The organism is Cellulomonas biazotea (assembly GCF_004306155.1).
GTDB lineage: Bacteria > Actinomycetota > Actinomycetes > Actinomycetales > Cellulomonadaceae > Cellulomonas > Cellulomonas biazotea.
The window spans coordinates 1-20,794 of the sequence record NZ_BIMR01000229.1; the positions used below are offsets into that span (position 1 = coordinate 1).

Genomic DNA, 20,794 nt, shown 5'->3' on the forward strand with positions numbered 1-20,794 from the left:
CCGCCCGACCGTCCCGTCGGCGTGGCCGGCGCCGACCGCACCAGCCGGACCGGCCGCGGCCGCCGCGCCCCCCGTCGCCGAGCCGCACGCGGCACCCGCGGCGTCGACCCCGTGGGGTGCGAAGCCCGCGGGTCCTGCCGCCGCGTCACCCTTCGGCGAGCGTCCCGACCCGCTGCGTCCCGACCCGTTGCGTGCCGACCCGGCGCGCAGCGCCGACGACCACGACGACTGGGACGAGGAGGACGAGGACGACGACGAGAGGCCGCGCCACCCGTACACGTGGCTGCACCTCATCGTGCTCGCGCTCGTCGCGTTCGTGCTCGGCTTCCTCATCGTCCTGCTGCTGAACCGGGCGCAGCCCACCGAGCCGACGGCGTCCGCCGCCGTGGGCACCGTGACCGCGGGCGTCGACGCCGCGGTCGCCGGGCCGACGTCTTCCTGAACCGACCTACCCCGAGGAGTCCTGTGACCGCGACCGAACGAGCCGTCGAGCTCGCCGTGGCGGCGGCCCGTGCCGCCTCCGACCTCAAGGCGCAGGAGATCATCGCGCTCGACGTCAGCGAGCAGCTCGTCCTGACCGACGTGTTCCTCATCGCGTCCGGCACCAACGAGCGGCAGGTCGGCGCCATCGTCGACGCCGTCGAGGAGGCGCTGTTCACGCTCGGCTCGAAGCCGATCCGCCGCGAGGGCAAGGCTCAGGGCCGCTGGGTGCTCATCGACTTCCGCGAGATCGTCGTGCACGTCCAGCACGCCGAGGACCGCGTCTACTACGCGCTCGAGCGCCTCTGGAAGGACTGCCCCCTCATCGAGCTGCCGCCCGACGTGCACGCCACCGGGGAGGGCGGCGACGCGTGACCGCGGGGCGCATGCTGCTCTGGCGGCACGGGCGCACCGCCCACAACGCCGCCGCGCGGCTGCAGGGCCAGGTCGACATCCCGCTCGACGAGGTCGGCCGCTGGCAGGCCCGCACCGCCGCCGCCCGGATCGTCGCGCGGCACGAGCCGACCACGATCGTCACGTCCGACCTCAGCCGCGCCCACGACACGGCCGCGTACCTCGCCCGCTCCACCGGTCTCGACCTCGTCGTCGACGAACGGCTGCGCGAGCGCGGGTTCGGCATCTGGGAGGGCCTGACGGGGGACGAGATCGTCGCCCGCTGGCCCGAGGAGTTCGCGACCTGGCGGGCCGGGGGCGAACCCGCCGGCGTCGGCGCCGAGACGCGCGGGCAGGTCGCGGAGCGCGTCGGCGCCGCCGTCGCCGAGCACGCGGCGGCCCTCGGGTCCGACGCGACCCTCGTCGTCGTCTCCCACGGCTCCGCGATCAGCTCGACCGTCGGGCGGCTGCTCGGTCTCGGCGACCGTCTGCACGCCTTCGCAGGCATGCTCAACGCGCACTGGACCGAGCTCACCTCGACCCGGCTCGACGGCCAGCCGACCTGGCGCCTCACCGGGTACAACCTGGGCCCGACCGACGCGTCGTCCGACTGGAACGCCGGCCCCGACGCCCACGAGTCCGGCGCCGACGCGGAGACGCGCGACCCCGATTAGGAGTTCGGCCGGGGTTCGTCCTAGACTCTCCGAGCGCCCGCAAGGGTGTGCGACCCGCTCCGGTGGGTCGGGAACGGGGCTGTGGCGCAGCTGGTAGCGCACCTGCATGGCATGCAGGGGGTCAGGGGTTCGAGTCCCCTCAGCTCCACCGTAAACGCAGGTCAGAGGCCACGTCGGGATCCTGAACACAGGAGCCTGGCGTGGCCTTGGGACATTTATTGGACAGTTTGGCGTCGTCACTCGACGTCTCTGGGCCCACCTCGGGCCGCCCCGGTCGCGTCTTGGGACCACGGCGCACACCTGGTGGCATGGACACCAACATGCCGTCGGTCACCGAGCCGGCGATGACCATCAGCGAGCTCGCCGACCTGCTGTCGGTCCACCCGCAGGCGCTCTACGACCTGCGCTCCCAGGGCCGCGGCCCGCGGGGCTTTCGGGTCGGACGTCAGCTGCGGTTCCGGATGAGCGAGATCGAGGCCTGGCTGGCCCGCATGGAGGCCGCCGACGCCGAGCGGCACGCCCCACGAGGTCGCCCGTGACGGCCGGCCACCCCCGCACCGCCATCGGCACCTTCGGCGACATCAACATCACGGCCGTCGGAACTCGCTACCGCGCCCTGACTCGCTACCGCGACCTGGACGGCCGGCTGCGCAAGGTGACCGCCACCGCGGGCAGCGAGCGCGCCGTGCGGGCGCGGCTCAAGGAGCGCCTGGTCGACCGCGCCGGCTACGGCCGCGGGGGACTGCTCAGCGTCGCCAGCCCGTTCGGCGACCTGTGCGACCTGTGGCTGGCGGACCTGGCGATGCGGGAGATCTCCGAGGGGACCAAGGACAACTACCGCGACGACCTGCGACTGCACGTGGGCCCGGCGTTCGAGGCTTACACCCTCGGGGAGATCACCACCGGGCGCGTCGAGTGGTTCCTCAAGAGCCAGTCCGCGATCTCCTGGTCGCGCGCGAAGCACACCCGCACGCTGCTCAACCAGATGTTCGCCTTCGCGCTGAGGCACGACGGCATCGCACGTAACCCTGTCGAGGGCACCTCGGCGCTGAACCGGCCCAAGCACACCGTCCACAAGGCGATGCGCCACGACGGCGGTCGACTGGTCGAGCGGGCGGCCATGTTCGCAGCGTCGCACCAGCCACCGACAGCGGTGCGCGATGGGTGCACGGTGCTAGGGCATCCGCTTCCTTCCCGTCAGAGCGACCACCAAAAGGTGGACCCGTAGACCGTGTACCCCAGGGACGACACCGGGATGCGGGTCCACATGTCTCGCTTCGGCGTGCCTCCGTACTTCGAGGTGTCATTGAGCATTCCGTAGACGGCGGCTGAGATGTAGGAGGAGTAGCCCTTGTCCAGGGCGGCCATCTTCGCTGCGTTGTTCGCGGCTGTCCCAACCCAGATGAGGTCGTTGCTGCCTCGGATGCCAGCGCGGACCACGAGCAGCTCGGAGGAGTCCACACCCACTTTTTGTTTTACCGTGTAAGTGCTGGTCTTGTAAACCGCTTTGAGCGCGGGCTGAATTATCTCGCGGACCGTCCAGTTGATTTGCAGCGCACACTTGGCCGCCTTCGTATTCTTGTCGTCGCCAAGGAAGACGCCCATGACCCGATCGCCGTCGAATGCCGTGATCGACCCGCCGAGCGAGGTGATGACCTTCGACGCGCAGTAAAGATAGCTCTTGTATACCTCGGCGGCGAATTCCGGCCTCTTACTAGCGACCAGACCGGTGGACTCCGCCAAGTCGGCGTAGATCACCGTCGCGTCGAGCTTGCGACCAACGTTCCCCAGTCCGATGTCGGTGGTGGAGGGTACAACGCGCCCATCGGTGACGCTCCAGCTCTCCGCGAACACCTTCTGGACGTAGGTTTCTAGCTCACCTTGGAGCGCCATTGCTATCCCTTCGTTGGGTGTTGACCTAGTGCAACCGCGAGCAGGAATAGACCGATGGAACCACTAGCGAGAAGAATTGCCCAGCGCAAGAGCGTGTACTTGCGGCTGACGATCAGCGAGAGACGCCACAGTTGGTGGCGGGTTCGCGCTCGACCGCGCTCGGACCGCGGAACGCCGTCAAGCGCAGCGGCGAGATCCTCGAGCCGCCGGAACGTGGCGACGTGTCCCCAGTAGTGGATGCCACCGCTGACGTCCGCCTTCACGTACCGGGGCCAGACCGCAGCAGCGGCGCAGCCGATCGACGTCATCGCGGCCGCAGCGCCGACCCACCAGACGATGCGCCCGGGCACGCGGAGGTCCGACGGGCTCCAGTCGTCCGCGATCAGGCCGGCGAGCACGGCGGTGAACCCGATCCCAAGCGCGGCCAGGACCATCGACGCCTTGAAGTCCGCGACACCGACCTCGGCTCGTGCCTCGGCGAGCATGGTTCGCTCCACTTCATCGCGGTGCTCGCGTGGATCGCGTCTCATGACCCGCACGCTATTGGGCGTCGGGGGTCATGTGGGCTCGTCGCGCAGGGTGAACACGCGACTCGACATCGACGTCGCGGTCTCCGCCTGCGGCGAAGCCACGCGCACCGGGCCGAGCCGGACGGCGGCCAGGCCGGCGACGTCGTCGATGGCGCCCGCTCCCGGGGCTCGGTCGCGGCGGCCGCTCGCAAGTCCGCGTCGAGCGGACCTGTGGCGGCGTCGATAACCGGGCTACTTCGACCCTGGTGCACCCCCGCCGCGCGCCCACATCGGTTCGCGGGCTCCGCGTGTGTCTTCGTAGAGCCAGCCGGCCGCGGTCATGTCCTCGACCATCGCGTGCGCGATCTCCGAGGGAAGGTCCGGGTTGGCAAGCATCGAGTAGGCGCCGCGCGCGTACAAGGGCATCACCGTCATGGCGAGGTACATGCCCGCTTCGTGGTGCTCGACGGGATACTCGCGCAGCCACGCCCAGCCGGGGTGGTCGGGCCCCCACAGGGGCAGGTCAGGTTGGATCCGGCGCCAGTCCGCGGTCGTGCGCATGCCCGGCGCGGGGACGACGTACGCCCGCTCGCTCATCGGCGGCCGACTTGTCGACGACGCGAGGTCGGCCGCGCGCCGGGGGGTGCGTGCCTCCTGCTGCTCGCGTTCACGCTCCGCGCGGCCTGCCGCTTCCTCGGCCGCGCGGCGCGCGCGCTCGGCTTCCTCGGCCGCCCGTCGCCGCGCCTCCTCCGCGCGGTCCTCAGCCAGCTTCTGCAGCGCGGTCTCCAGGTGTGGAGTCCACAGCCCGGCAGGGGTGATCCGGCACTCGTCGAGGTTCGCCCAGGCCGTGGAGTCGTCGACCCCGGTGGTGTCGACCCCGACCCGCACGCCGTCGTCGTCACGGCCGATCCGAAGCGCGTAGTCACGCGCCACGCGCTCGGTCCTCGCCGTGGTCGTCGAGGCCGACCCATGCAGCCAGGTCACCTGGTCGACCTGCGCCCGGTACCGAGCGTCGCGGTCCTGCCAGGCATGCGCGCCGAGGTCGGTCAGCTGCACCTCGAGCGTGTGCGCGACGCCCTCCACCAGGACGTGCAGGTCGGCACGTCCGGCGTCGTTGAACCGGTGCTCGATCGTCGCCTCGAAGCCCTGGCCTGCGAGCCATGCGCCGAGCTCGCGCTGGTAGGCGAGATGGGCGTACGCCGGCCCTGCGTCTCGGGTGGTCAGCGCGCAGGCTGAGGCGTCACGGCGGTGCTGGAAGTGCGGGATTCGGACGGTCCCGACGTGCAGGTCGAGGATCCCGCCGCACCCGCTGGCCTGCGTCGTGCACCAGAACGTCCGGTGCGCCGACTTCAGCCGCGCCGCGGCGTCGTGGTCCGGAGGGGCGACCACGCTCGCCGTGCCGGTGGGGCCATCCGTGACGGCATGCCGCAGGTCGTTCGAAGCCATGAAGTCCGTCTAGTGCCCAGGTGCGACAACGACCCGCCGCTTCGCACGACTTCGTCCGAATGCGAGGTTCGGGTTCACCCGCATGGCCCTACCTGCACGTGACCTCGCGGGCCGTTTTCGTCAAGGCGCGGCCACGCCTGTGAAGGTCAGTCCGCGCGGCGGAACGACACCTCGCATGGCAGTGGAGGTGCGCAGACCGACGAACCGCTGACGCCCCCGCAGCTCGAGGTGCGGGGTGAGCGGCCGCCGGGCCAGGCGAGCCTGCTGGGGCGCGGGCGGCCGACACCAGGCGCGTCGTGCCGCCGTGTCGACCCCGGCCCACACCTCTGCGGCACGGCGGCGACGTCACCCGAGGAACGGCCCGTGTATCTGGCGATGCGGCGCGGACACATCGTCATCAGCGGGCCTCCTGGAACACTCGCTCCTGCAAGTTGTGGGACCCGGCGACGTAGACGATGGAGGGCGCGGTGACGGTGGACCTGCAGGCGCTACTCACTGATGTGGACGGCGATGTCGCGGACGAGCTATCGCACATGCCAGAGGTCGTGGAGAAGGGTGATGCGCTCGACGTCGACGACCTCCCGATCGCGGTGCGACGGTGGCACCGTGTTGATGAGGTCGTAGCCGTAGTCGCGGACTTGAAGAGTTCGACGCGGATCGGGCTGAACAAGCAGCCGGCGTCGATCGCCAGCATCTATGAGGCAAGCACCGGTGGGGTGGTGCAGATCTTCGACGAGTTCGATGCCGACTTCGTCGCGATCCAGGGGGACGGGGCGTTCGGGCTGTTCTGGGGGGAGCGCCGCTTCGAGCGGGCGGTGTGCGCTGGCATCACGATCAAGACGTTCAGCGCGCGCCACCTTGTCACGCGACTGGAGAACAAGTGGCCCGACAGTCTCCCGGAGACAGGGCTGAAGGTCGGAGTGGCTGCGAGCCCGGTCCTGGTCAAGCGCGTCGGCGTACCGCGCAGTGAGCACCAGGAGCCAGTGTGGGCGGGGCGTGCTGTCAACTACGCGGTCAAGGCCGCGCAACAGGCCGATCGGCATCAGATGCTCGTCGCGGGCTCGATTTGGGACTGGGCGAGCAGCAATGACTACCTCGCAGTGTCCTGCCCCCACGGCGCCTCCAGTGCATCGATCTGGCAGGACGTAACGTTGGATCACGTTCCGTGCGAAGACGCAGAGCGTGAGGGCAAGATCCTCACGTCCCAGTGGTGTGAGGAGCACGGACCCGCCTACTGCGCAGCGGTTCTCGCCGGCGAGACATACCGGGATGACGCGCACGAAGAGGTGGCGAAGGCGGTCGCTCGGGAGGCGATCGACGTCGTGCGTGCGAAGGCACGACAGGACCGGGCCAACTTCCGGAACCGGATGCGTGGTCTCTCCGGACGCTAGTAGCGCCCTCGCTCGGTGTAGTCGCCCGGTTTCTCTGATCGGGCGTGCTTTGCTCCGCTACGTGGGCCCTGCAGGAGTCCGCACGCGAGAGCGGGGTTTGGCTCACCGAGATCTTCCACACCAGCGTCGCGACCGGTGGACCAAACTGGTACCGGTGCGTGCTCGTGAGGTGCGACTGGTGTGCGTGAACGCCCCGTTTTCGGGCGCGACGCGACCGCGGTCTAGTAGTTGTCGAGGATCGCTGCCATGCGCGCCGTGACGTCCCCTACCTCTGCGTGCAACCGGGCGAGCTTGGCGTAGTGCGCGCTCAGGGACTTGAAGTAGTCCCGCGCTTGCGCCGGGTCCTCGGGGGCCACGACGTCGCGCTCGAGCATGGCTGCCTCCCCGACCGACTTCACCTCGCTGTGCAGGATCATGAAACGGGCCGTCGCAGAAGTGAACTCGCGCCGATCCTCGGGGGTCATCCGGTCGCGCCATCCGCCATCGTCTGCCATCTGGTCAGGGTGCCACGGCACGAGGGTCCGCCCGCCGGTCCTGGCTAGCCTGGGTCGATGGACCTGCGCTCCTTGGTGCTCCAGCACCTAGCCACCCCCGGGACGGACTCGCGCTTCAACGACGCGTACATGGTTACTCCTCTCGTGCAGCAGACCGGCTGCGCTGCGCACGAGGTGTGGGAGGTGCTCTGGGGACTGGCGGCAGAGGGGCTCGTCTACCTGTATCCCAACCGGCAACCCAGCCCGGACAACTGGGAGTGGCGACTCAGCAAGATCGGTATCTCCGCGGCCACCGGCGGCTCGTGGGACCCCCACGACGCCGAGAACTACCTCGGTCGTCTTCGGAAGCATACGCCGCCCCTGGACGCAGCGGCGCTGGATTACGTGGAGGAGGCGCTTCGGGCGTTCAACGCCCGGTGCTATCTCGCGGCTTCGGTCATGCTTGGTGTCGCGTCGGAGCGGGTGTTCGAGGGCGTCGCGTGGAGCGTGATCAAGGCGCTCGGACCGTCGGCCACCAAACTGCGGCAGGCGATGGAGAACCCGCGCACATCCCAAGCAGCCCGCTTCACTGCGCTGCGCGCTGCCCTCGAACCCCATCGTGGTGGCCTCCCTCAAGGCTTGGCAGACAGCCTGACGATGGACGCTGTAGCTGAGCTACTGCGGATCACGCGGAACGATGCCGGGCACCCGACCGGGGCCGTGGTCGATGAGGACACGGCCTACACGCACCTCCAGATGGGCGCCCGGTACCTGCAGAAGATGACCAGTTTGCAGGCGCACTTCGACCGATCTGTTCAGGACGACGTCCTAGCCGACGCCTGAGCGCTGATCCCGGCCCCGGGTGCGAGTTCTTGTCTCGGTGCAACCCGCCCCTTAATCCGGGCATAGTGATTACTTCGGCAGCATCTCTGCCCGCCCCTGGATCGATCGAGCGAGGCGGTGCGACGGTGCGGTAGTCGGGCCGGCAGGGGTGTGCTCAGCACGGGCGCGGGGCCGGCGATGTCGCGTCGGCGGGCGCACGTTTCGCGAGTGCCGAGGGGCTCCGTGCGCCCGTGCCGGCGCTGGCCACGCCGGGCCGTCTAGACCGCCAGGCGTGTAGTTCCGTGCCGGATCTGAGCTGGTGCGCCACAAGTCCGCTCAGCCAGCCCGGGTCGCTCGACCCTGAGTTGAGCCACGGACTTCTGCCGGGCGACGGCTCCCCGTCGAGCCGAGCCGGGAGTGGACAAGAAGTGGACACTTTGCGGCACCGAAGGGCCCCGAGGAGGACCGATCCAGCGCCATAGGATGGGTCGACGACGCCCTCAGATCCCGGCGTCAGCCCAGGTCAGGCCGAAGATCTCGGAGAAACGCCGAGATCTGCGCGACCTTCCATCTGCAATGCGGTACTTCAGGGGGTCAGGGGTTCGAGTCCCCTCAGCTCCACCGAAGTAGCAGGTCAGAGGCCGTTTCTCCACATGGGGGGACGGCCTCTTCCGTGTGCCGGACGGCGGTGGGGCGGGTGCTCTCGGGACCCGTTGCCGACCCTCGCGCTGGGGCGGCTCCGGACGCCTAACGGACGCGCGACTCCGGCCCGCCGCGTCGCAGGACGGACAGCTCGACCCGGGAGCGCAGCTGGTCGGCGGGCAGGACCCGCGCCAGGTCGGCGAGGACCCGGTCGCAGGCACCGACGGCGGCGTGGAGGTCCACGTCGGGGTTCACGGTGGCCCGCAGCCGGACGACCTGCATCCCTCGGTCGGTGACGACCGCCCCGCGTGCGGACCGGATGGTGGGGTCCTCGGAGAGCACGTCGGCGGCGGTGGTGACCGCGGGTCCCGGCTCCACCACCAGGCGGCCGGGCTGCTCGCCGGCGGGCAGCCGCAGCGGTCCGACGGAGCGACGGGGGAGATGGGCGAGGAGCCACCACGTGCCGAGGATGACGAGAGCGGCGCCGACGGCTCCGGCCAGCCACGCGAAGGCGGGTGCGTCGGTGAGCGTGGTGGTGTCGACCTGGACCTCGTCCGGGGCGTCGGGCCACGCGTCGGCGAGGAGTCCCGTCTGCCAGCCGACTGCTGCGACGCCGCCGACCACGAGGACGAGGCCGAGGAGCAGGACGACGACGCGGTCGAGCGCGAGCACGGAGCGGCTCATCGTGCGTCGCCCGCCGCGTGCAGGCCTGCGGTCACGCGTGTCACGACGCGCACCGCCGGAGCGTGGACCAGGGGTTCGAGCCGGTCGTGCACCGCGGTGCGGACCGCCTCGGCCACGTCGTCGCCCTCGAGGGTCGTCACGGTGACGGTCACCGACTTCCGTGTGGCGCTCGCCCGTGCGGAGAGGACGGCGTCGACGTCGTCGGCTGCCGCGGCGGCGAGCCGGGCCAGGTCGTTGACGCCGATCGTCGTGCCCGCGGACGAGGTGACGGGGAGACGGGTCCGGACCCGTCGGCCGAACGCGACGGCGACGAGCCAGACGCCGAGCAGCGCGACGAGCGCCCCGGCGACCATGAGGGCGGTGGACGGGCCGAGGCCGTCGACGCTGTCGACCGCGGGGGCGAGCCACGGCGTTCCGTCGAGGGCGTCGGCGGCGACGAGGGCCTCCCGGAGCACCAGGACGCCGAGGGCGACCGTGAGCACCGCCAGGACGATGCCCCACCAGGCGACACGGCCGGCTCGCGTCGCTGCGGGCGCGGGTGTGAACGCGGCGGGCGTGTCGACGGTGGTCATCGCACCCTCGCCCTCGGTGGCGCCGCGGTGGGTCGCACGACGTCGCGCACGGCGACGCTGACGGCGAGGACGTCCTGGTCGGCGAGGCGTCCCAGCTCGCGGTGCACGGCCTCCTGGACGGCCCGCGTGACGGTCGTGGCGGACGCGGGCCAGGTGATCGCGACCTCGACCTCGACGCGTGCGCGGTCGCCGGCGCGCTGCCAGTGCACGCGGGGGTAGCCACGGCCGAGCGTGCGCTCCACGGTGCCGGCGTCCTCGGGTGCGACGCCGGGGACGTCGAGAGCGACCTGTCGCGTGATGCGGGTCAGTGCCCGGTCGGCGATGGTCAGGGTGCCGCGTGGGTCAGCCACGGCCCCGCCCCGTGACCATCGCGGTGAGGTCGACCTTGCCGTCGACGACGAGGCCGACGAGCACCCCGACGCCCGCGAGGACCAGTGCGAGCAGGAACATGCTGAACCCGCCGACGGCGGCGACGAGCGCGAGCAGGAGGCCGGCGAACAGGCCGATGGCGACGGACGACATGGTGGCTCCTCAGACGACGGTGTCGATGTCCTCGACGTGGACCCGGACGGGCATCGGGGCGATGGCGGAGACGGCGCGCTGGACCTGGGCGGCGGTGCGGGGGATGGGGGCGACGTCGGAGACGACGACATGGACCTCGGTGCCCGCGTCGTCGATCCGGACGCCCGTCACCCGACGGCCGGGCAGGTAGGTGCCGAGCTCGCCGAAGCGGCCGCCGTGCAGACGGACGACGCCCGGGACGGCGAGCGCCGCGGCGGCGACGACCTCGGCGAGCGAGGGTGGCTCGAGGTCGGGGACCGTCCGGCCGCCGGGGACCACGACGACGGGGGCCGTCGCGGTGTGGCTCGCGGCGACGCTCAGGGGCGTGGGGTGTCCCGGGTCGGGGCCGGCCGGCTGTCTCGCCGGTCCGGGCATGTCGTGCTCGGTCACTGGACCCGCTGCTCCTGCGGGGCGGGCGGCGGTGCGTCGTCCTGCGGCAGGTGGACGTCGTTGACGGCGACGTTGACCTCGACGACGTGCAGGCCGGTCATGCGCTCGACGGCGCTGATGACGTTGCGTCGGATGCCGTTGGCGAGGTCGGCGATGGACACCCCGTACTCGGCGACGAGGTCGAGGTCGACGGCTGCCTCGGTCTCGCCGACCTCGACGGAGACGCCCTGGGAGTGGTTGGTGCGTGCGCCGGGGATGCGTTCGCGCAGCGTCCCGATGGCTCGCGCGGTCCCGCCGCCGAGCGCGTGCACGCCGGTGACCTCACCTGCGGCGATCCCGGCGATCTTGCTGACGACGGTGTCGGCGATGGTGGTGCTGCCCTCGGGGGTGACCAGCGAGCTCTGCCTGGCGCCTGCCGGTGAGGTGGCGACTGTCTTCGTCGGGGACTCGCTCATGGTGGACCTCTCTCGACTCGTCGGTGTCACGGAGTTGGTCGCTGGGCGTGTGGATCCGTCACGCCGTGGCAGTGTGATGTACATCACACGCGGTGCGACGGCGGCAGCGAGACGGACGGACAGTGCCCGGGATGGACGACGAGGAACCCTCCGACGAGGTGCTGGCCCGGCGTGCCGCACTGGGGGACCGTGGTGCGTTCGAGTCGGTCGTCGACCGGCACGGGCCGGCGCTCTACCGGTATGCCCGGCGGATGCTCGACGACGCGAGCGACACCGAGGACTGCGTCCAGGAGGCGTTCGCCGCGGCGTGGACCTCGCTGCCCCACTTCGCCGGACGCTCGACCCTGCGGACCTGGCTGTTCGCCATCACCGCGCACAAGGTGCGATCGTGGCAGCGCAGGAGAGCCCGGATGGCGCTGCCGCTGCCCTTCGCCCCGCAGGAGGAGGTCGACGGGGGCGCGGTCGACCCGGTGTCGTCCGCCGAGGGGACCGACCTGCTCGACGCGCTCCAGCGCGCGCTGCTCGAGCTGCCGGCCGGTCCGCGTTCGACGTGGCTGCTGCGGGAGGTGGAGGGCCTGTCGTACGAGCAGATCGCGGAGGTGTCCGGCACCACCGCGAGCACGGTGCGCGGCCAGCTCCACCGGGCGCGGGCCCACCTGATCCGGCGGATGGAGGCGTGGCGATGAATGGTGAGCAGCTCGTCGATCACGCCACCCGGCTCCTGCGCGAGCACACCGACGCCGGATGGGTCGCCCTGCGCGACGACGTGGTCGCGCTCGCCACCCGCGCGTTCCGGTCGTCCGCCCCCGTCCGCGGTCACCTGCCCGGCGGTGAGCTGTGGGTCGCGTCCTCCGTCGTCGTGTCCCAGGTGCGCGCCGCGCTCGCCCGGGTCCCCGACGCCGGGCCCCTGCGGATCGCGTGCACCACGACACCCGACGGTCGGCTCGACCGGCTGACCGTCGAGGTCGTCGCGCTGTACGGCACCCCTCTGGTCCCGCTCGCCGGGCGCGTCCGGACCGCGGCGGCCGAGGCGGTGGCCGCGACGCTGGGGCTGGCGACGCCCCCCGACCACCGCGTCGCGGTCGACGTCTCCGTCGGCGACGTGACGTCCGACCCGCGCGCGCTGTGAGCGCCGCCGACGTCACTCGCCCGTGGGCTCGTTCTTGCTCCGGATGACCAGGCGGGGGTCGGGTGTGCCGACGACGGCGTCGTCCTTGCCCTCGTAGTCGAACTGACCGAGGAAGAAGCGCATCGCGTTGAGGCGCGCGCGCTTCTTGTCGTTCGACCGGATGATCGTCCATCGCGCGTACCGCTTGTCCGTGGAGCGGAACATCGCCTCCTTCGCTGCCGTGTAGTCCTCCCACCGGTCGAGCGAGGCCAGGTCCATGGGGGAGAGCTTCCACCGGCGCACGGGGTCGAGCTGGCGGATCGCGAACCGTGTCCGCTGCTCGGTCCGGGACACCGAGAACCACAGCTTCGTCAGGTGGATGCCCGACTCGACGAGCATCCGCTCGAACGCCGGGGCCTGCGCCATGAACGTCGTGTACTCCTCGTCGTCGCAGAACCCCATGACGCGCTCCACGCCGGCGCGGTTGTACCAGGAGCGGTCGAACATGACGATCTCGCCGGCGGTGGGCAGGTGCTGGGCGTACCGCTGGAAGTACCACTGCCCGCGCTCGCGGTCGCTCGGCTTGGAGAGTGCGACGACGCGTGCGGTGCGGGGGTTGAGGTGCTCCGTGAACCGTTTGATCGTGCCGCCCTTGCCCGCCGCGTCGCGGCCCTCGAACAGGATGACCGCGCGCCGGTCGTTGTCCTCGAGCCAGTACTGGAACTTCAGCAGCTCGACCTGGAGGTGGTACTTCTCGAGCTCGTAGACGTCGCGGTCCATGAGCTCCTCGTAGGGGTAGCCCTCGCGCCACGTGTACACCGGGTTGCCCTGCGGGTCGATGAGGTCCGGGTCGGGCGTGTGGCCGTCCCGCACGGTGTAGCCGCTGTCGCGCAGGTACTCGATGTACTCCCGGAGGTCTCGCGGCGTGTCGGCGACGGTCATGCGATCTCCTCGGTGCTCGGCAGGCAGGCGGGCGCCGACGGCGCCGTCCTCGAGTCTGCGGTCTGCGGATCGGGTCGGCACGCCACGCCCGCGGGCGCCGGGCTCCCGAGGCTGCGACGCTCTCGGGATGCAACCTCGGGGCGGGGACCTGGACGACGACTTCGACGGCGTGGACCTGGACGGCACCGTCTGGACGCCGCACTACCTCCCGGCGTGGAGCTCTCGCGCGGCGTCCGAGGCGACGTACGAGGTGCGTGACTCGTCGCTGCTGCTGAGCATCCCGCCGACGCAGGGCCTGTGGTGCGCCGGTGACCACGAGCCCGCGTTGCGGGTGAGCGCGGTGCAGTCCGGCAGCTGGTCGGGTCCCGTCGGCAGCACGCGGGGGCAGCAGCCGTACCGCGACGGCGTGCGCGTCCGGGAGGAGCAGCCCGCCTTCGCGGGCTGGACCCCGGGGCCGGGCTGGGTCGAGATCCGCGCGCGCGCCGACCTCACGGGACGGTCGATGGTGTCGGGGTGGCTGATCGGTCTCGAGGACGAGCCGGAGAGGAGCGCGGAGATCTGCGTGTTCGAGGTGTTCGGCGACGCGGTCGACCCGCGTGGGCGCTCGGCCGCCGTCGGGAGCGGCCTGCACCGGTTCCGGGACCCTGACGTCGTCGAGGACTTCGCGGCGCCACGGCTCGGCATCGACGTCGCGCGGTGGCACACCTACGGCGCCCGGTGGGACGGCTCGACGTTGCGGACCACCGTCGACGGCGAGGTCGTCCGCACGTGCGCGGCCCCTCCGACCTACCCGCTCCAGCTCATGCTGGCGGTCTTCGACTTCCCCGACCGCGCCGGCGTCGACGACCGTGACGCCGTCCCGCTGCTGGCGGTCGACCGCGTCCGCGGGCACGGCTGACCCTGACCCCGAGCGGCCGGAGCGGGGCACCGGCCGCGCCCCGCTCCGGCGGGCTCAGCCGCGGCGGGTGAGCAGGTCGACGAGGTCGGTGGCGAGGACGCGGTCGATCTCGGCCGGCACGGGCTCGATGCCCGACCACGACGCCTCGCCCGTCGCGATGGCCGCGAGGCTGCGGGCCTGCAGCGCGAGGCCGAGGTCCATCGCCTGGATGGGGTTCCCGAGGGCGGCGGTGAGGTTGATCATCCGGGTGCGGTGCAGGACGACGACGGAGCGGCCGTCGTGGAGGTGGTGCACGACGCGGGCGTCGGCGTCGCCGCCGTCGGGCGAGAGGACGACCGTGCGGGCGGTCGCGGCGGAGAGGGCGTCGGGGTCGAGCTCGAGGCCCTCGTGGCCGACGCCCACCAGGGTGGCGCCGTCGCGGAGCAGGGCGATCTCGGCGGTGCCGACGACCGAGCGGGCGCCCGTGGCGAGGAAGACGACGTCGCACGTGCGCAGCAGCGTGGGCAGGTCGCTGACCACGTGGCCGGCCATGACGGCCTCGAGGGCGCGGAACGGGTCGATGTCCGCGACCTGGACGACGGCGTTGAGGCTGCGCAGGGTGTCGGCGGTGCCGCGGCCGCAGGGGCCGTAGCCGACGACGCCGACCCGTGCGCCCGGCAGCATGAGGTTGGTCGCGTTCATGAAGCCCTGCACGACGCTCTGGCCCACGCCGTACTCGTTCTCGACGAGCAGCTTGAGGCGTGAGTCGTTGATGACGACGACCGGGAAGCCGGGAGTGGTGGGCAGGGCGCGCAGGCGCAGGCCGCCGGTCGTGGTCTCCTCGGTCGCGCCGCGCAGACCGGGCCAGGTGCCGCGCGCGAGGACGCCCTCGACGAGCTCGCCGCCGTTGTCGAGGAGCAGGTCGGGCGTCGCGTCGAGGATCGTGCGGAGGTGGCCGCTGCGCTCGTCGGCGGTGTCGCTGCGGCCCCCGAGGACCGTCACGCCGATGCTCCGCAGGGCGTCGGCGGTGTCGGTCTGCGTGGTGCCGAGGTTGCCGGTCACGGTCACCCGGGCACCGGCGGCGACGAGCCAGCGGCACAGGACGGCCGTCTTCGGCTCGACGTGCAGGGTGATGCCGACGTGCAGGCCGGCGAACGCGTCGCCGACCTGGTCGAACGTGCGCGCGAGCAGCGGCATGTGGCGGGTCGCCCACGTCGTGCCGGGGTGGGCGAGGGGGAGCAGCGGGAAGCGGTGGGTCGAGGTCATGAGGGCTCCCTGGGCAGGGTGGTCGCGCGCGGGGGCGCCCGTGCGCGTCGTGCGTCGCACTGCCGAGGGGTCCTACGGATGCAGCTCGCGCCGCGTCTCGTCGGCGCCGTAGAGCGCGCACCGGCGCACGGACCGGGTGGTCCGGACCTGGTGCGCGGGGGCTGTCGCCATGCGGGACACGGTACTCGTCGCGCCGGCGGCGCCCCGGCGCTCACCCCACGACGGACAGGTCGTCGGGCACGCGGACGGCGACCGCGTGGGGCTACTATTCAGATGTTCTGATAAAGGAGGAGGGCTCATGGTGCGCGTACGCCGCTCGGACCCGGACCGGCGCGACCGGATCCTGCGCGCCGCGCTCGACGTCGTCGCCGAGCACGGCGCCTCGGGCGTGACCTACCGCGCCGTCGCCGAGCGGGCGGGTGTCCCGCTCGGGTCGATGACCTACCACTTCCCGAGCCGGGAGGAGCTGGTCTACGCCGCCTTCTCGCTGCTCGCCGACACGATGCACTCCCGGTTCGACGAGATCCTCGCGTCCCTGCCGCCCGGCACCGACCCCCGCGAGGGCGTCGTGCAGATCGTCGCGACCCAGGGCGAGGGCTACGCGTCCGAGATGGTGCTCTCGGTCGAGCTCTACGCGCTCGCGGTCCGCGACGTCCGGTACCGCGAGCTCGTGCAGGCGTGGATGCTCCGCTCGCGACGGTCGCTCGAACGGCACTTCGACGCCGACCTCGCACCGATGATCGACGCCCTGCAGGAGGGGCTCGTCCTGCACAGCCACATCTCCACCGAGCCGTTCGACGTCGCCCGGGTCCGGCAGGCGGTCTACCGCCTCATCGCCGACCCCGCCTGACCACCGCCGCGGCGCCGAGCGCCGCCGGCCCCCATCGCCGCCACGCACCCCACCCCAGAGAGAGCCCCACCTGTGCACCAGACGACCGAGCCCGCCGCACCGGACTCCGCCACCCTGCCCGTCGCCACGCTCCACCGATGGCGCGGGGCGCTCTTCGCGGCGTTCTTCGTCACGGGCCTGTCCATGGCGACGTGGGTCACCCGCACCCCCGACATCCGCGACGTGACCGGTGCGAGTACCGCCCAGATGGGCCTGATCATCGCGGGGCTGTCCGTCGGGTCGATGGTCGGGATCTCCGTCGGCGGGGCGCTCGTCGCCCGGCGCGGCGGGCGGTTCGTCGTCCGGTGGGGGATGACCGCGATCGTCGCCGGGGTCGCGACCGTGGCGCTCGCGACGGCCGCGCACTCGGGCGTGCTCGTCGCGGTCGGCCTCGCGCTGTTCGGGTACGGCATGGGGTCGGGCGAGATCGGGCAGAACGTCGAGGGCGTCGCGCTCGAGCAGCAGATGCGGCGCACCGTCGTGCCGAGCCTGCACGGCTGCTACAGCCTCGGCATCTTCGTCGGAGGGCTGACCGGCCTCGCCGCCAACGCCGTCGCCCTCCCCGTGACGGTGCACCTGCTCGTGGCCGCGGCCGTCACCGCGGCGGCGTCCGTCTGGCTCGTCGTGAACCTGCCGGCCGCGACCGGCCGCGAGTCGGCCCGCGAGACCGGTCCGTCGGCGGAGGCCGTCGACCGGCCCGGGTCGGTCTGGCGGGAGCCTCGCACGGTCGCGATCGCCGTCGTCATCCTCGGCATGGCGCTCGCCGAGGGCTCCGCGAACGACTGGCTGCCGCTCATCATGGTCGACGGGTTCGCCCTGACCGCGACCGTCGGCGCGCTCATCTACGCCGGCTTCGGCGGCGCCATGGCGGTCGGCCGCTTCGCCGGCGGCGCGCTGCTCGACCGGTTCGGCCGGACCCGGGTGCTGCTCACCAGCGCCGCCCTGGCGGCCACCGGGATCGCGGCCGTCGCCTTCGCACCCAACGCCGCCCTCGGCGGCGCAGGCGTCGTGCTGTGGGGGCTCGGTGCCTCGCTCGGGTTCCCCGTCGCGCTGTCGGCCGCGGGCGACGACCCCGTCGGCTCCGCGCGCCGCGTCAGCGCGGTGGCGACCGCGGGCTACGCCGCGTTCCTCGTCGGGCCGCCCGTGCTCGGGCTCCTCGGCGAGCACTGGGGGCTGCGCGGCGCGATCGTCGTCGTCCTGGTCATGGTCGGAGTCGCCGCGGTGTTCATCCCGAGGATCCGCCCCCTGACGCCCGCGGCGCCGTCCGCACCGGTCAGCGCCGCCTGACGACGGCGTCGTCGCCGAGCAGGAACGGCGACCGCGACGGAGGATGGGCGGGCGTGAGGGGTCCGGAAACCGCCCGTCGAGCCGACCGCCGAGGACGACCCCGATGACGACTGCCCCTCCTGCCCTGGTGAGCGCCCCGGTCCTCGTCCCCGGTGACGTCGTGCGGGTGCTCGCGCTGGCCAGCGTCCTGGTCGGCACCGCGCGCTCGGGGGTCGTCGGGGCGGCGCTGTTCCTGCTCGTGCTCGGCGGCACCGTCGTACCGCGGGCCGTCCGGGCCCCCGCCGCCGTCGACGTGGCGTACGGCGCCACGCTGCTCGTCGCCGCGTGGGCCGCGCAGCTCGACTGGTACGCCGCGGTGGCGTGGCTCGACGTGGTCGTGCACGCCGTCGCGACCGCGCTCGTCGCGGTCATGACCCTGCTGGTCCTGCGCAGGGCGGGCGTGGTCGACCTGCGCGCCGCGGGCGGCTGGGCGGGCGCCGTCGTCGTCGTCGGCGCCGGGGCGACCGCCGCCGTGCTGTGGGAGATCGGTGAGTGGGCCGGCCACACGTTCCTCGACGACGGCATCCAGGTCGGCTACGGCGACACCGTCGGCGACCTCGCCGCGGGGCTCGCGGGCAGCGTGGTCGCGGCGTTCGTCGTCCGGTCCGCGGCCGTGCGGGGCAGGTCGTCGTGAGCGCGCTGCCGACGGTGTCCGTCGTGATCCCGGTCCGCGACGACGCCGAGCCCCTCGCCGCCTGCCTCGCCCTGCTCGCGGCGCAGACCGTGCCGCCGTGCGAGGTCGTCGTCGTCGACAACGGGTCGACCGACGCGTCGGCCGCCGTCGCCGCCGCGTGGGGTGCGCGCGTGGTCACCGAGCCGCGACGCGGGATCCCGGCCGCTGCCGCCGCCGGGTACGACAGCGTCCGGGGCGACGTCATCGCCCGCCTCGACGCCGACTCGCGCCCCGGCCCCCAGTGGGTCGAGCGGCTGACGCAGGTGCTCGCCGACGACCCGGACCTCGACGCGGTCACCGGGTCCGGCCGGTTCGTCGACCTGCCCACCGGGCTCCGCCGGGCCACGTCGGGCGTCTACCTCGGCGCGTACTACGTGCTCGGGCACCTCGCGCTCGGCCATCCACCGCTGTGGGGGTCGTCGATGGCGTTCCGCCGCCGGTCCTGGCTGGAGGCCCGCGCGACGGTCAGCCTCGACCCCGAGGTCCACGACGACCTCGACCTGGCCTTCGCGCTCGGCCCGCACGGGCGGATCCGACGCGACTCGACGCTCCGGGTCGGCGTCTCGGCGCGGTCGCTGCGCGGGCGGGCGCAGCGCCGTCGACGGCTCGACCGGGCCTGGCGGACGCTGCACCGCAACTGGGCCCGGATGCCCCCGTGGGAGCGCTGGTCGGTCCGGCTGGCACGCCCGGCACGGGACGCCTGACGATCAGGCCCGCGTCGGCTCCGCCGCGCGGCGCCTGATGTGGTCAGGCCGGTGTCGGCTCGCTCGCGCGCGCGACCCGGTCCCGGCCCGCCGCCTTCGCCGCGTACATCGCGTCGTCCGCGGCGCGCAGCAGGTCGTCCGCCGACCACCCCGGCGCGAGCGCCGCGACGCCTGCGCTCAGGGTCGGGCGGACCGGCGCGGACGCCGTCGGCACCGCGATCCGTCCGACGCGGGCCCGCAGGTCCTGCGCGCGCCCGGCGGCCTCGTCGGCGGTCATCCCGGGGAGCAGCAGGACGAGCTCCTCGCCGCCGAGCCGGGCCGCCGTCTCGCCCGGACCGGTCGCCGCCGCGAGCGCCCCGGCGACCTCCACGAGGACCCGGTCGCCCACCGCGTGGCCGTGCTCGTCGTTGACCGCCTTGAAGTGGTCGACGTCGACCAGCACCACGCTCAGCGGGCGGCCGGTCGAGGTGGACTCCTCGACGGCCGTCGCGAGCCGCTGCACGAGCGCGCGGCGGTTGTGCAGGCCGGTCAGCCCGTCCCGGGTCGCCTGGTCGACGAGCACGGCGCGCAGCCGCTCCAGCTCCGTGACGTCGCGCAGCACCACGACCGTCCCGGCGGCGCGACCCACGGCGTCCGTCATCGGCGTGACGCGCACGTCGAGCACAGTCCCCGACGCCGTGGTGAGCGTCCCGGGGTCGTCCGCGGGTGCCGAGGCCAGGTGGGCGCGCCACGGCGCGTCCGTCGTGCCGTCGTCCAGACCGGTCCCGTCGGGTCCGGCGAGCAGCGTGCGGGCCGCGGGGTTGGCGTCGAGCACGCGCCCGAGCGGGTCGAGCACGACGACGGCGTCCTCCAGGACCTCGAGGACCTGACGGGTCGACACCGGGACGGTCGCGCTGTGCTGGCCGAACCGCTCGACCCACCACCAGATCGCCGCGCTCACCAGGAAGAACACCGGGGTGAGGTGCAGGTCGTCGGACCGTGTCGCGACGAGCGTCGTCAGGATGTTGCCGACCATCGGGATCGTCGCGGCGAGCGTCGCGACCACGTACACGCGCCGGTGCCGCGGGACGGCGCGCACCATCGCCCCGAGCGCCAGCACGATGCCCGTCGCGATCAGCGCGTAGCAGTAGGCGGTGTGCACCCAGTAGAGGGGTCCGGCGCTCACGTCGACCGTCGTGCCCTCGATGGCGACGTGCAGGAACGCCTCGTGCCACGGGTCGGCGACGAGCACGACGAACAGCAGCGTCGGGTGCACCAGGAGCAGCGCGGCGCCCCGTCGTGTCAGGCGCCGCCCCGACAGCACGACGAAGTACCAGAACGTCGCGCCCGCGACCGCCGCGGCGCCGGGGAACACGAGGAAGTGCAGGGTCACGGTCGCGGGCGGGGACGGTGCCGCGACGGGCAGCAGCGCCCGGGCCGTGGCCCACAGCGACGCGCCGAACATCATGACGGCCAGAGGCAGCGCCAGGGGAGAGGACTGCCGCCGGCGCAGCACGAGGATGCCGGTCGCGGTCGCCACGACAGCGGCGAGCAGCGAGACGGCCTCGACGAGCGTGAGCACGCGCACCTCCTCTCCCTCTATCGGTCACGCGCGGCGAGGGCTGAACCGGCTCAGGGGGAGGGG

26 protein-coding genes, 1 tRNA gene and 1 pseudogene are annotated in these 20,794 nt (G+C 72.7%); 15 read left to right on the top strand and 13 right to left on the bottom strand.

The annotated features are described in order from the left end of the window. The 6 genes and pseudogenes from CBZ_RS14270 to CBZ_RS14295 all read left to right on the top strand — a co-directional run. Nucleotides 1-442, top strand: a pseudogene (locus CBZ_RS14270) (hypothetical protein); the annotation flags it as partial. Between the two features lie 23 nt (nt 443-465). Continuing rightward, nucleotides 466-855: a ribosome silencing factor gene (gene rsfS, locus CBZ_RS14275; RefSeq protein ID WP_130782183.1), complete on the top strand. Its 390-nt coding sequence runs from the start codon at nt 466-468 to the stop codon at nt 853-855. Beyond that, nucleotides 852-1,547, top strand: a complete 696-nt coding sequence (locus CBZ_RS14280; protein ID WP_174768681.1) for a histidine phosphatase family protein — start codon at nt 852-854, stop codon at nt 1,545-1,547. Before rsfS ends, CBZ_RS14280 begins: the two co-directional genes overlap by 4 nt. A 75-nt stretch (nt 1,548-1,622) precedes the next feature. Next, nucleotides 1,623-1,695, top strand: a tRNA-Ala gene (locus tag CBZ_RS14285). A 160-nt stretch (nt 1,696-1,855) separates the two neighbouring features. Continuing rightward, nucleotides 1,856-2,086 carry a helix-turn-helix transcriptional regulator gene (locus CBZ_RS14290; RefSeq protein WP_246013409.1) on the top strand — a complete coding sequence of 77 codons (231 nt, stop codon included), beginning with the start codon at nt 1,856-1,858 and terminating at the stop codon, nt 2,084-2,086. Continuing rightward, nucleotides 2,083-2,775: a tyrosine-type recombinase/integrase gene (locus tag CBZ_RS14295; protein ID WP_130782184.1), complete on the top strand. Its 693-nt coding sequence runs from the start codon at nt 2,083-2,085 to the stop codon at nt 2,773-2,775. The genes CBZ_RS14290 and CBZ_RS14295 overlap by 4 nt, the downstream gene beginning before the upstream one ends. Here the strand turns inward: CBZ_RS14295 and CBZ_RS14300 are convergent. The 3 genes from CBZ_RS14300 to CBZ_RS14310 form a co-directional block, all read right to left on the bottom strand. Further along, nucleotides 2,745-3,440, bottom strand: a complete 696-nt coding sequence (locus tag CBZ_RS14300) for an adenylate/guanylate cyclase domain-containing protein (protein ID WP_130782185.1) — start codon at nt 3,438-3,440, stop codon at nt 2,745-2,747. The two genes, CBZ_RS14295 and CBZ_RS14300, sit on opposite strands and share 31 nt — an antisense overlap. A gap of 2 nt (nt 3,441-3,442) precedes the next feature. Continuing rightward, complete coding sequence (locus tag CBZ_RS14305) at nt 3,443-3,925, bottom strand: Pycsar system effector family protein (protein WP_130782186.1); 483 nt, start codon at nt 3,923-3,925, stop codon at nt 3,443-3,445. Nucleotides 3,926-4,201: 276 nt separating this feature from the next. Then, nucleotides 4,202-5,395: a competence protein CoiA family protein gene (locus CBZ_RS14310; RefSeq protein ID WP_130782187.1), complete on the bottom strand. Its 1,194-nt coding sequence runs from the start codon at nt 5,393-5,395 to the stop codon at nt 4,202-4,204. A 467-nt stretch (nt 5,396-5,862) separates the two neighbouring features. Between CBZ_RS14310 and CBZ_RS14315 the strand changes: the two genes are divergently transcribed. Next, a complete protein-coding gene (locus CBZ_RS14315) occupies nt 5,863-6,786 on the top strand; it encodes a hypothetical protein (RefSeq protein WP_130782188.1) in 924 nt (307 codons plus the stop codon). 221 nt (nt 6,787-7,007) lie between these two features. On the opposite strand, the gene CBZ_RS14320 is transcribed toward CBZ_RS14315, so the two are convergent. Beyond that, nucleotides 7,008-7,280, bottom strand: a complete 273-nt coding sequence (locus CBZ_RS14320) for a hypothetical protein (protein WP_130782189.1) — start codon at nt 7,278-7,280, stop codon at nt 7,008-7,010. A 57-nt stretch (nt 7,281-7,337) separates the two neighbouring features. Between CBZ_RS14320 and CBZ_RS14325 the strand changes: the two genes are divergently transcribed. Then, nucleotides 7,338-8,102 carry a hypothetical protein gene (locus CBZ_RS14325; RefSeq protein WP_130782190.1) on the top strand — a complete coding sequence of 255 codons (765 nt, stop codon included), beginning with the start codon at nt 7,338-7,340 and terminating at the stop codon, nt 8,100-8,102. A 726-nt stretch (nt 8,103-8,828) separates the two neighbouring features. Here CBZ_RS14325 and CBZ_RS14330 read toward each other — a convergent pair. The 6 genes from CBZ_RS14330 to CBZ_RS14355 are packed head-to-tail and all read right to left on the bottom strand — an operon-like array spanning nt 8,829 to nt 11,385. Further along, on the bottom strand, nt 8,829-9,407 hold the full coding sequence (locus tag CBZ_RS14330; RefSeq protein ID WP_130782191.1) for a hypothetical protein: 579 nt from the start codon (nt 9,405-9,407) through the stop codon (nt 8,829-8,831). Beyond that, nucleotides 9,404-9,979 (bottom strand): DUF6286 domain-containing protein, encoded by a 576-nt coding sequence (locus CBZ_RS20990; protein ID WP_165446785.1) that lies wholly within the window; start codon nt 9,977-9,979, stop codon nt 9,404-9,406. Before CBZ_RS20990 ends, CBZ_RS14330 begins: the two co-directional genes overlap by 4 nt. After that, on the bottom strand, nt 9,976-10,329 hold the full coding sequence (locus CBZ_RS14340; RefSeq protein ID WP_130782192.1) for an Asp23/Gls24 family envelope stress response protein: 354 nt from the start codon (nt 10,327-10,329) through the stop codon (nt 9,976-9,978). The genes CBZ_RS20990 and CBZ_RS14340 overlap by 4 nt, the downstream gene beginning before the upstream one ends. After that, nucleotides 10,322-10,501, bottom strand: coding sequence for a hypothetical protein (locus CBZ_RS14345; RefSeq protein ID WP_130782193.1), 180 nt, complete (start codon nt 10,499-10,501; stop codon nt 10,322-10,324). Before CBZ_RS14345 ends, CBZ_RS14340 begins: the two co-directional genes overlap by 8 nt. 9 nt (nt 10,502-10,510) lie before the next feature. Next, nucleotides 10,511-10,930 carry a hypothetical protein gene (locus CBZ_RS14350; protein ID WP_246013411.1) on the bottom strand — a complete coding sequence of 140 codons (420 nt, stop codon included), beginning with the start codon at nt 10,928-10,930 and terminating at the stop codon, nt 10,511-10,513. Beyond that, the gene (locus tag CBZ_RS14355) at nt 10,927-11,385 is read right to left on the bottom strand and encodes an Asp23/Gls24 family envelope stress response protein (RefSeq protein WP_130782194.1); all 459 of its coding nucleotides are present in this window, start codon (nt 11,383-11,385) and stop codon (nt 10,927-10,929) included. The genes CBZ_RS14350 and CBZ_RS14355 overlap by 4 nt, the downstream gene beginning before the upstream one ends. Before the next feature lie 131 nt (nt 11,386-11,516). Between CBZ_RS14355 and CBZ_RS14360 the strand changes: the two genes are divergently transcribed. Further along, nucleotides 11,517-12,071: an RNA polymerase sigma factor gene (locus tag CBZ_RS14360; protein ID WP_130782195.1), complete on the top strand. Its 555-nt coding sequence runs from the start codon at nt 11,517-11,519 to the stop codon at nt 12,069-12,071. Next, a complete protein-coding gene (locus CBZ_RS14365; RefSeq protein WP_130782196.1) occupies nt 12,068-12,514 on the top strand; it encodes a hypothetical protein in 447 nt (148 codons plus the stop codon). Before CBZ_RS14360 ends, CBZ_RS14365 begins: the two co-directional genes overlap by 4 nt. A gap of 12 nt (nt 12,515-12,526) precedes the next feature. On the opposite strand, the gene ppk2 is transcribed toward CBZ_RS14365, so the two are convergent. Continuing rightward, entirely contained in the window at nt 12,527-13,435 is a 909-nt protein-coding gene (ppk2, locus tag CBZ_RS14370; protein WP_130782197.1) for a polyphosphate kinase 2, read from the bottom strand. A 127-nt stretch (nt 13,436-13,562) separates the two neighbouring features. Between ppk2 and CBZ_RS14375 the strand changes: the two genes are divergently transcribed. Continuing rightward, nucleotides 13,563-14,333 (top strand): glycoside hydrolase family 16 protein, encoded by a 771-nt coding sequence (locus tag CBZ_RS14375; protein ID WP_130782198.1) that lies wholly within the window; start codon nt 13,563-13,565, stop codon nt 14,331-14,333. Between the two features lie 54 nt (nt 14,334-14,387). Here CBZ_RS14375 and CBZ_RS14380 read toward each other — a convergent pair whose 3' ends face one another. Beyond that, complete coding sequence (locus CBZ_RS14380) at nt 14,388-15,578, bottom strand: adenosylhomocysteinase (RefSeq protein WP_130782199.1); 1,191 nt, start codon at nt 15,576-15,578, stop codon at nt 14,388-14,390. 298 nt (nt 15,579-15,876) lie between these two features. On the opposite strand from CBZ_RS14380, the gene CBZ_RS14385 reads away from it, so the two are divergent. From CBZ_RS14385 to CBZ_RS14400, 4 genes are all read left to right on the top strand, one after another. Next, entirely contained in the window at nt 15,877-16,428 is a 552-nt protein-coding gene (locus CBZ_RS14385; RefSeq protein ID WP_218022777.1) for a TetR/AcrR family transcriptional regulator, read from the top strand. Between the two features lie 33 nt (nt 16,429-16,461). Then, nucleotides 16,462-17,754, top strand: coding sequence for an MFS transporter (locus CBZ_RS14390; protein WP_373862182.1), 1,293 nt, complete (start codon nt 16,462-16,464; stop codon nt 17,752-17,754). A 103-nt stretch (nt 17,755-17,857) separates the two neighbouring features. Beyond that, entirely contained in the window at nt 17,858-18,427 is a 570-nt protein-coding gene (locus CBZ_RS14395) for a DUF2238 domain-containing protein (RefSeq protein ID WP_130782200.1), read from the top strand. Beyond that, a complete protein-coding gene (locus tag CBZ_RS14400) occupies nt 18,424-19,170 on the top strand; it encodes a glycosyltransferase family 2 protein (RefSeq protein WP_130782201.1) in 747 nt (248 codons plus the stop codon). The genes CBZ_RS14395 and CBZ_RS14400 overlap by 4 nt, the downstream gene beginning before the upstream one ends. Nucleotides 19,171-19,213: 43 nt before the next feature. Here the strand turns inward: CBZ_RS14400 and CBZ_RS14405 are convergent, their stop codons facing one another. Next, on the bottom strand, nt 19,214-20,737 hold the full coding sequence (locus CBZ_RS14405; RefSeq protein WP_130782202.1) for a sensor domain-containing diguanylate cyclase: 1,524 nt from the start codon (nt 20,735-20,737) through the stop codon (nt 19,214-19,216). Nucleotides 20,738-20,794: the final 57 nt, after the last annotated feature.

Bases quoted from the DNA above. Each gene is read 5' to 3' on its own strand.
- CBZ_RS14385 (WP_218022777.1), top strand. From the start codon at position 15,877: ATGGTGCGCGTACGCCGCTCGGACCCGGACCGGCGCGACCGGATCCTG.
- CBZ_RS14380 (WP_130782199.1), bottom strand. From the start codon at position 15,578: ATGACCTCGACCCACCGCTTCCCGCTGCTCCCCCTCGCCCACCCCGGC.
- CBZ_RS14360 (WP_130782195.1), top strand. From the start codon at position 11,517: ATGGACGACGAGGAACCCTCCGACGAGGTGCTGGCCCGGCGTGCCGCA.
- CBZ_RS14375 (WP_130782198.1), top strand. From the start codon at position 13,563: ATGCAACCTCGGGGCGGGGACCTGGACGACGACTTCGACGGCGTGGAC.
- CBZ_RS14325 (WP_130782190.1), top strand. From the start codon at position 7,338: ATGGACCTGCGCTCCTTGGTGCTCCAGCACCTAGCCACCCCCGGGACG.
- CBZ_RS14345 (WP_130782193.1), bottom strand. From the start codon at position 10,501: ATGTCGTCCGTCGCCATCGGCCTGTTCGCCGGCCTCCTGCTCGCGCTC.
- CBZ_RS14355 (WP_130782194.1), bottom strand. From the start codon at position 11,385: ATGAGCGAGTCCCCGACGAAGACAGTCGCCACCTCACCGGCAGGCGCC.
- CBZ_RS14305 (WP_130782186.1), bottom strand. From the start codon at position 3,925: ATGCTCGCCGAGGCACGAGCCGAGGTCGGTGTCGCGGACTTCAAGGCG.
- CBZ_RS14395 (WP_130782200.1), top strand. From the start codon at position 17,858: ATGACGACTGCCCCTCCTGCCCTGGTGAGCGCCCCGGTCCTCGTCCCC.
- CBZ_RS14320 (WP_130782189.1), bottom strand. From the start codon at position 7,280: ATGGCAGACGATGGCGGATGGCGCGACCGGATGACCCCCGAGGATCGG.
- CBZ_RS14330 (WP_130782191.1), bottom strand. From the start codon at position 9,407: ATGAGCCGCTCCGTGCTCGCGCTCGACCGCGTCGTCGTCCTGCTCCTC.
- CBZ_RS14290 (WP_246013409.1), top strand. From the start codon at position 1,856: ATGGACACCAACATGCCGTCGGTCACCGAGCCGGCGATGACCATCAGC.
- CBZ_RS14300 (WP_130782185.1), bottom strand. From the start codon at position 3,440: ATGGCGCTCCAAGGTGAGCTAGAAACCTACGTCCAGAAGGTGTTCGCG.
- CBZ_RS14310 (WP_130782187.1), bottom strand. From the start codon at position 5,395: ATGGCTTCGAACGACCTGCGGCATGCCGTCACGGATGGCCCCACCGGC.
- CBZ_RS14365 (WP_130782196.1), top strand. From the start codon at position 12,068: ATGAATGGTGAGCAGCTCGTCGATCACGCCACCCGGCTCCTGCGCGAG.
- CBZ_RS20990 (WP_165446785.1), bottom strand. From the start codon at position 9,979: ATGACCACCGTCGACACGCCCGCCGCGTTCACACCCGCGCCCGCAGCG.
- ppk2 (WP_130782197.1), bottom strand. From the start codon at position 13,435: ATGACCGTCGCCGACACGCCGCGAGACCTCCGGGAGTACATCGAGTAC.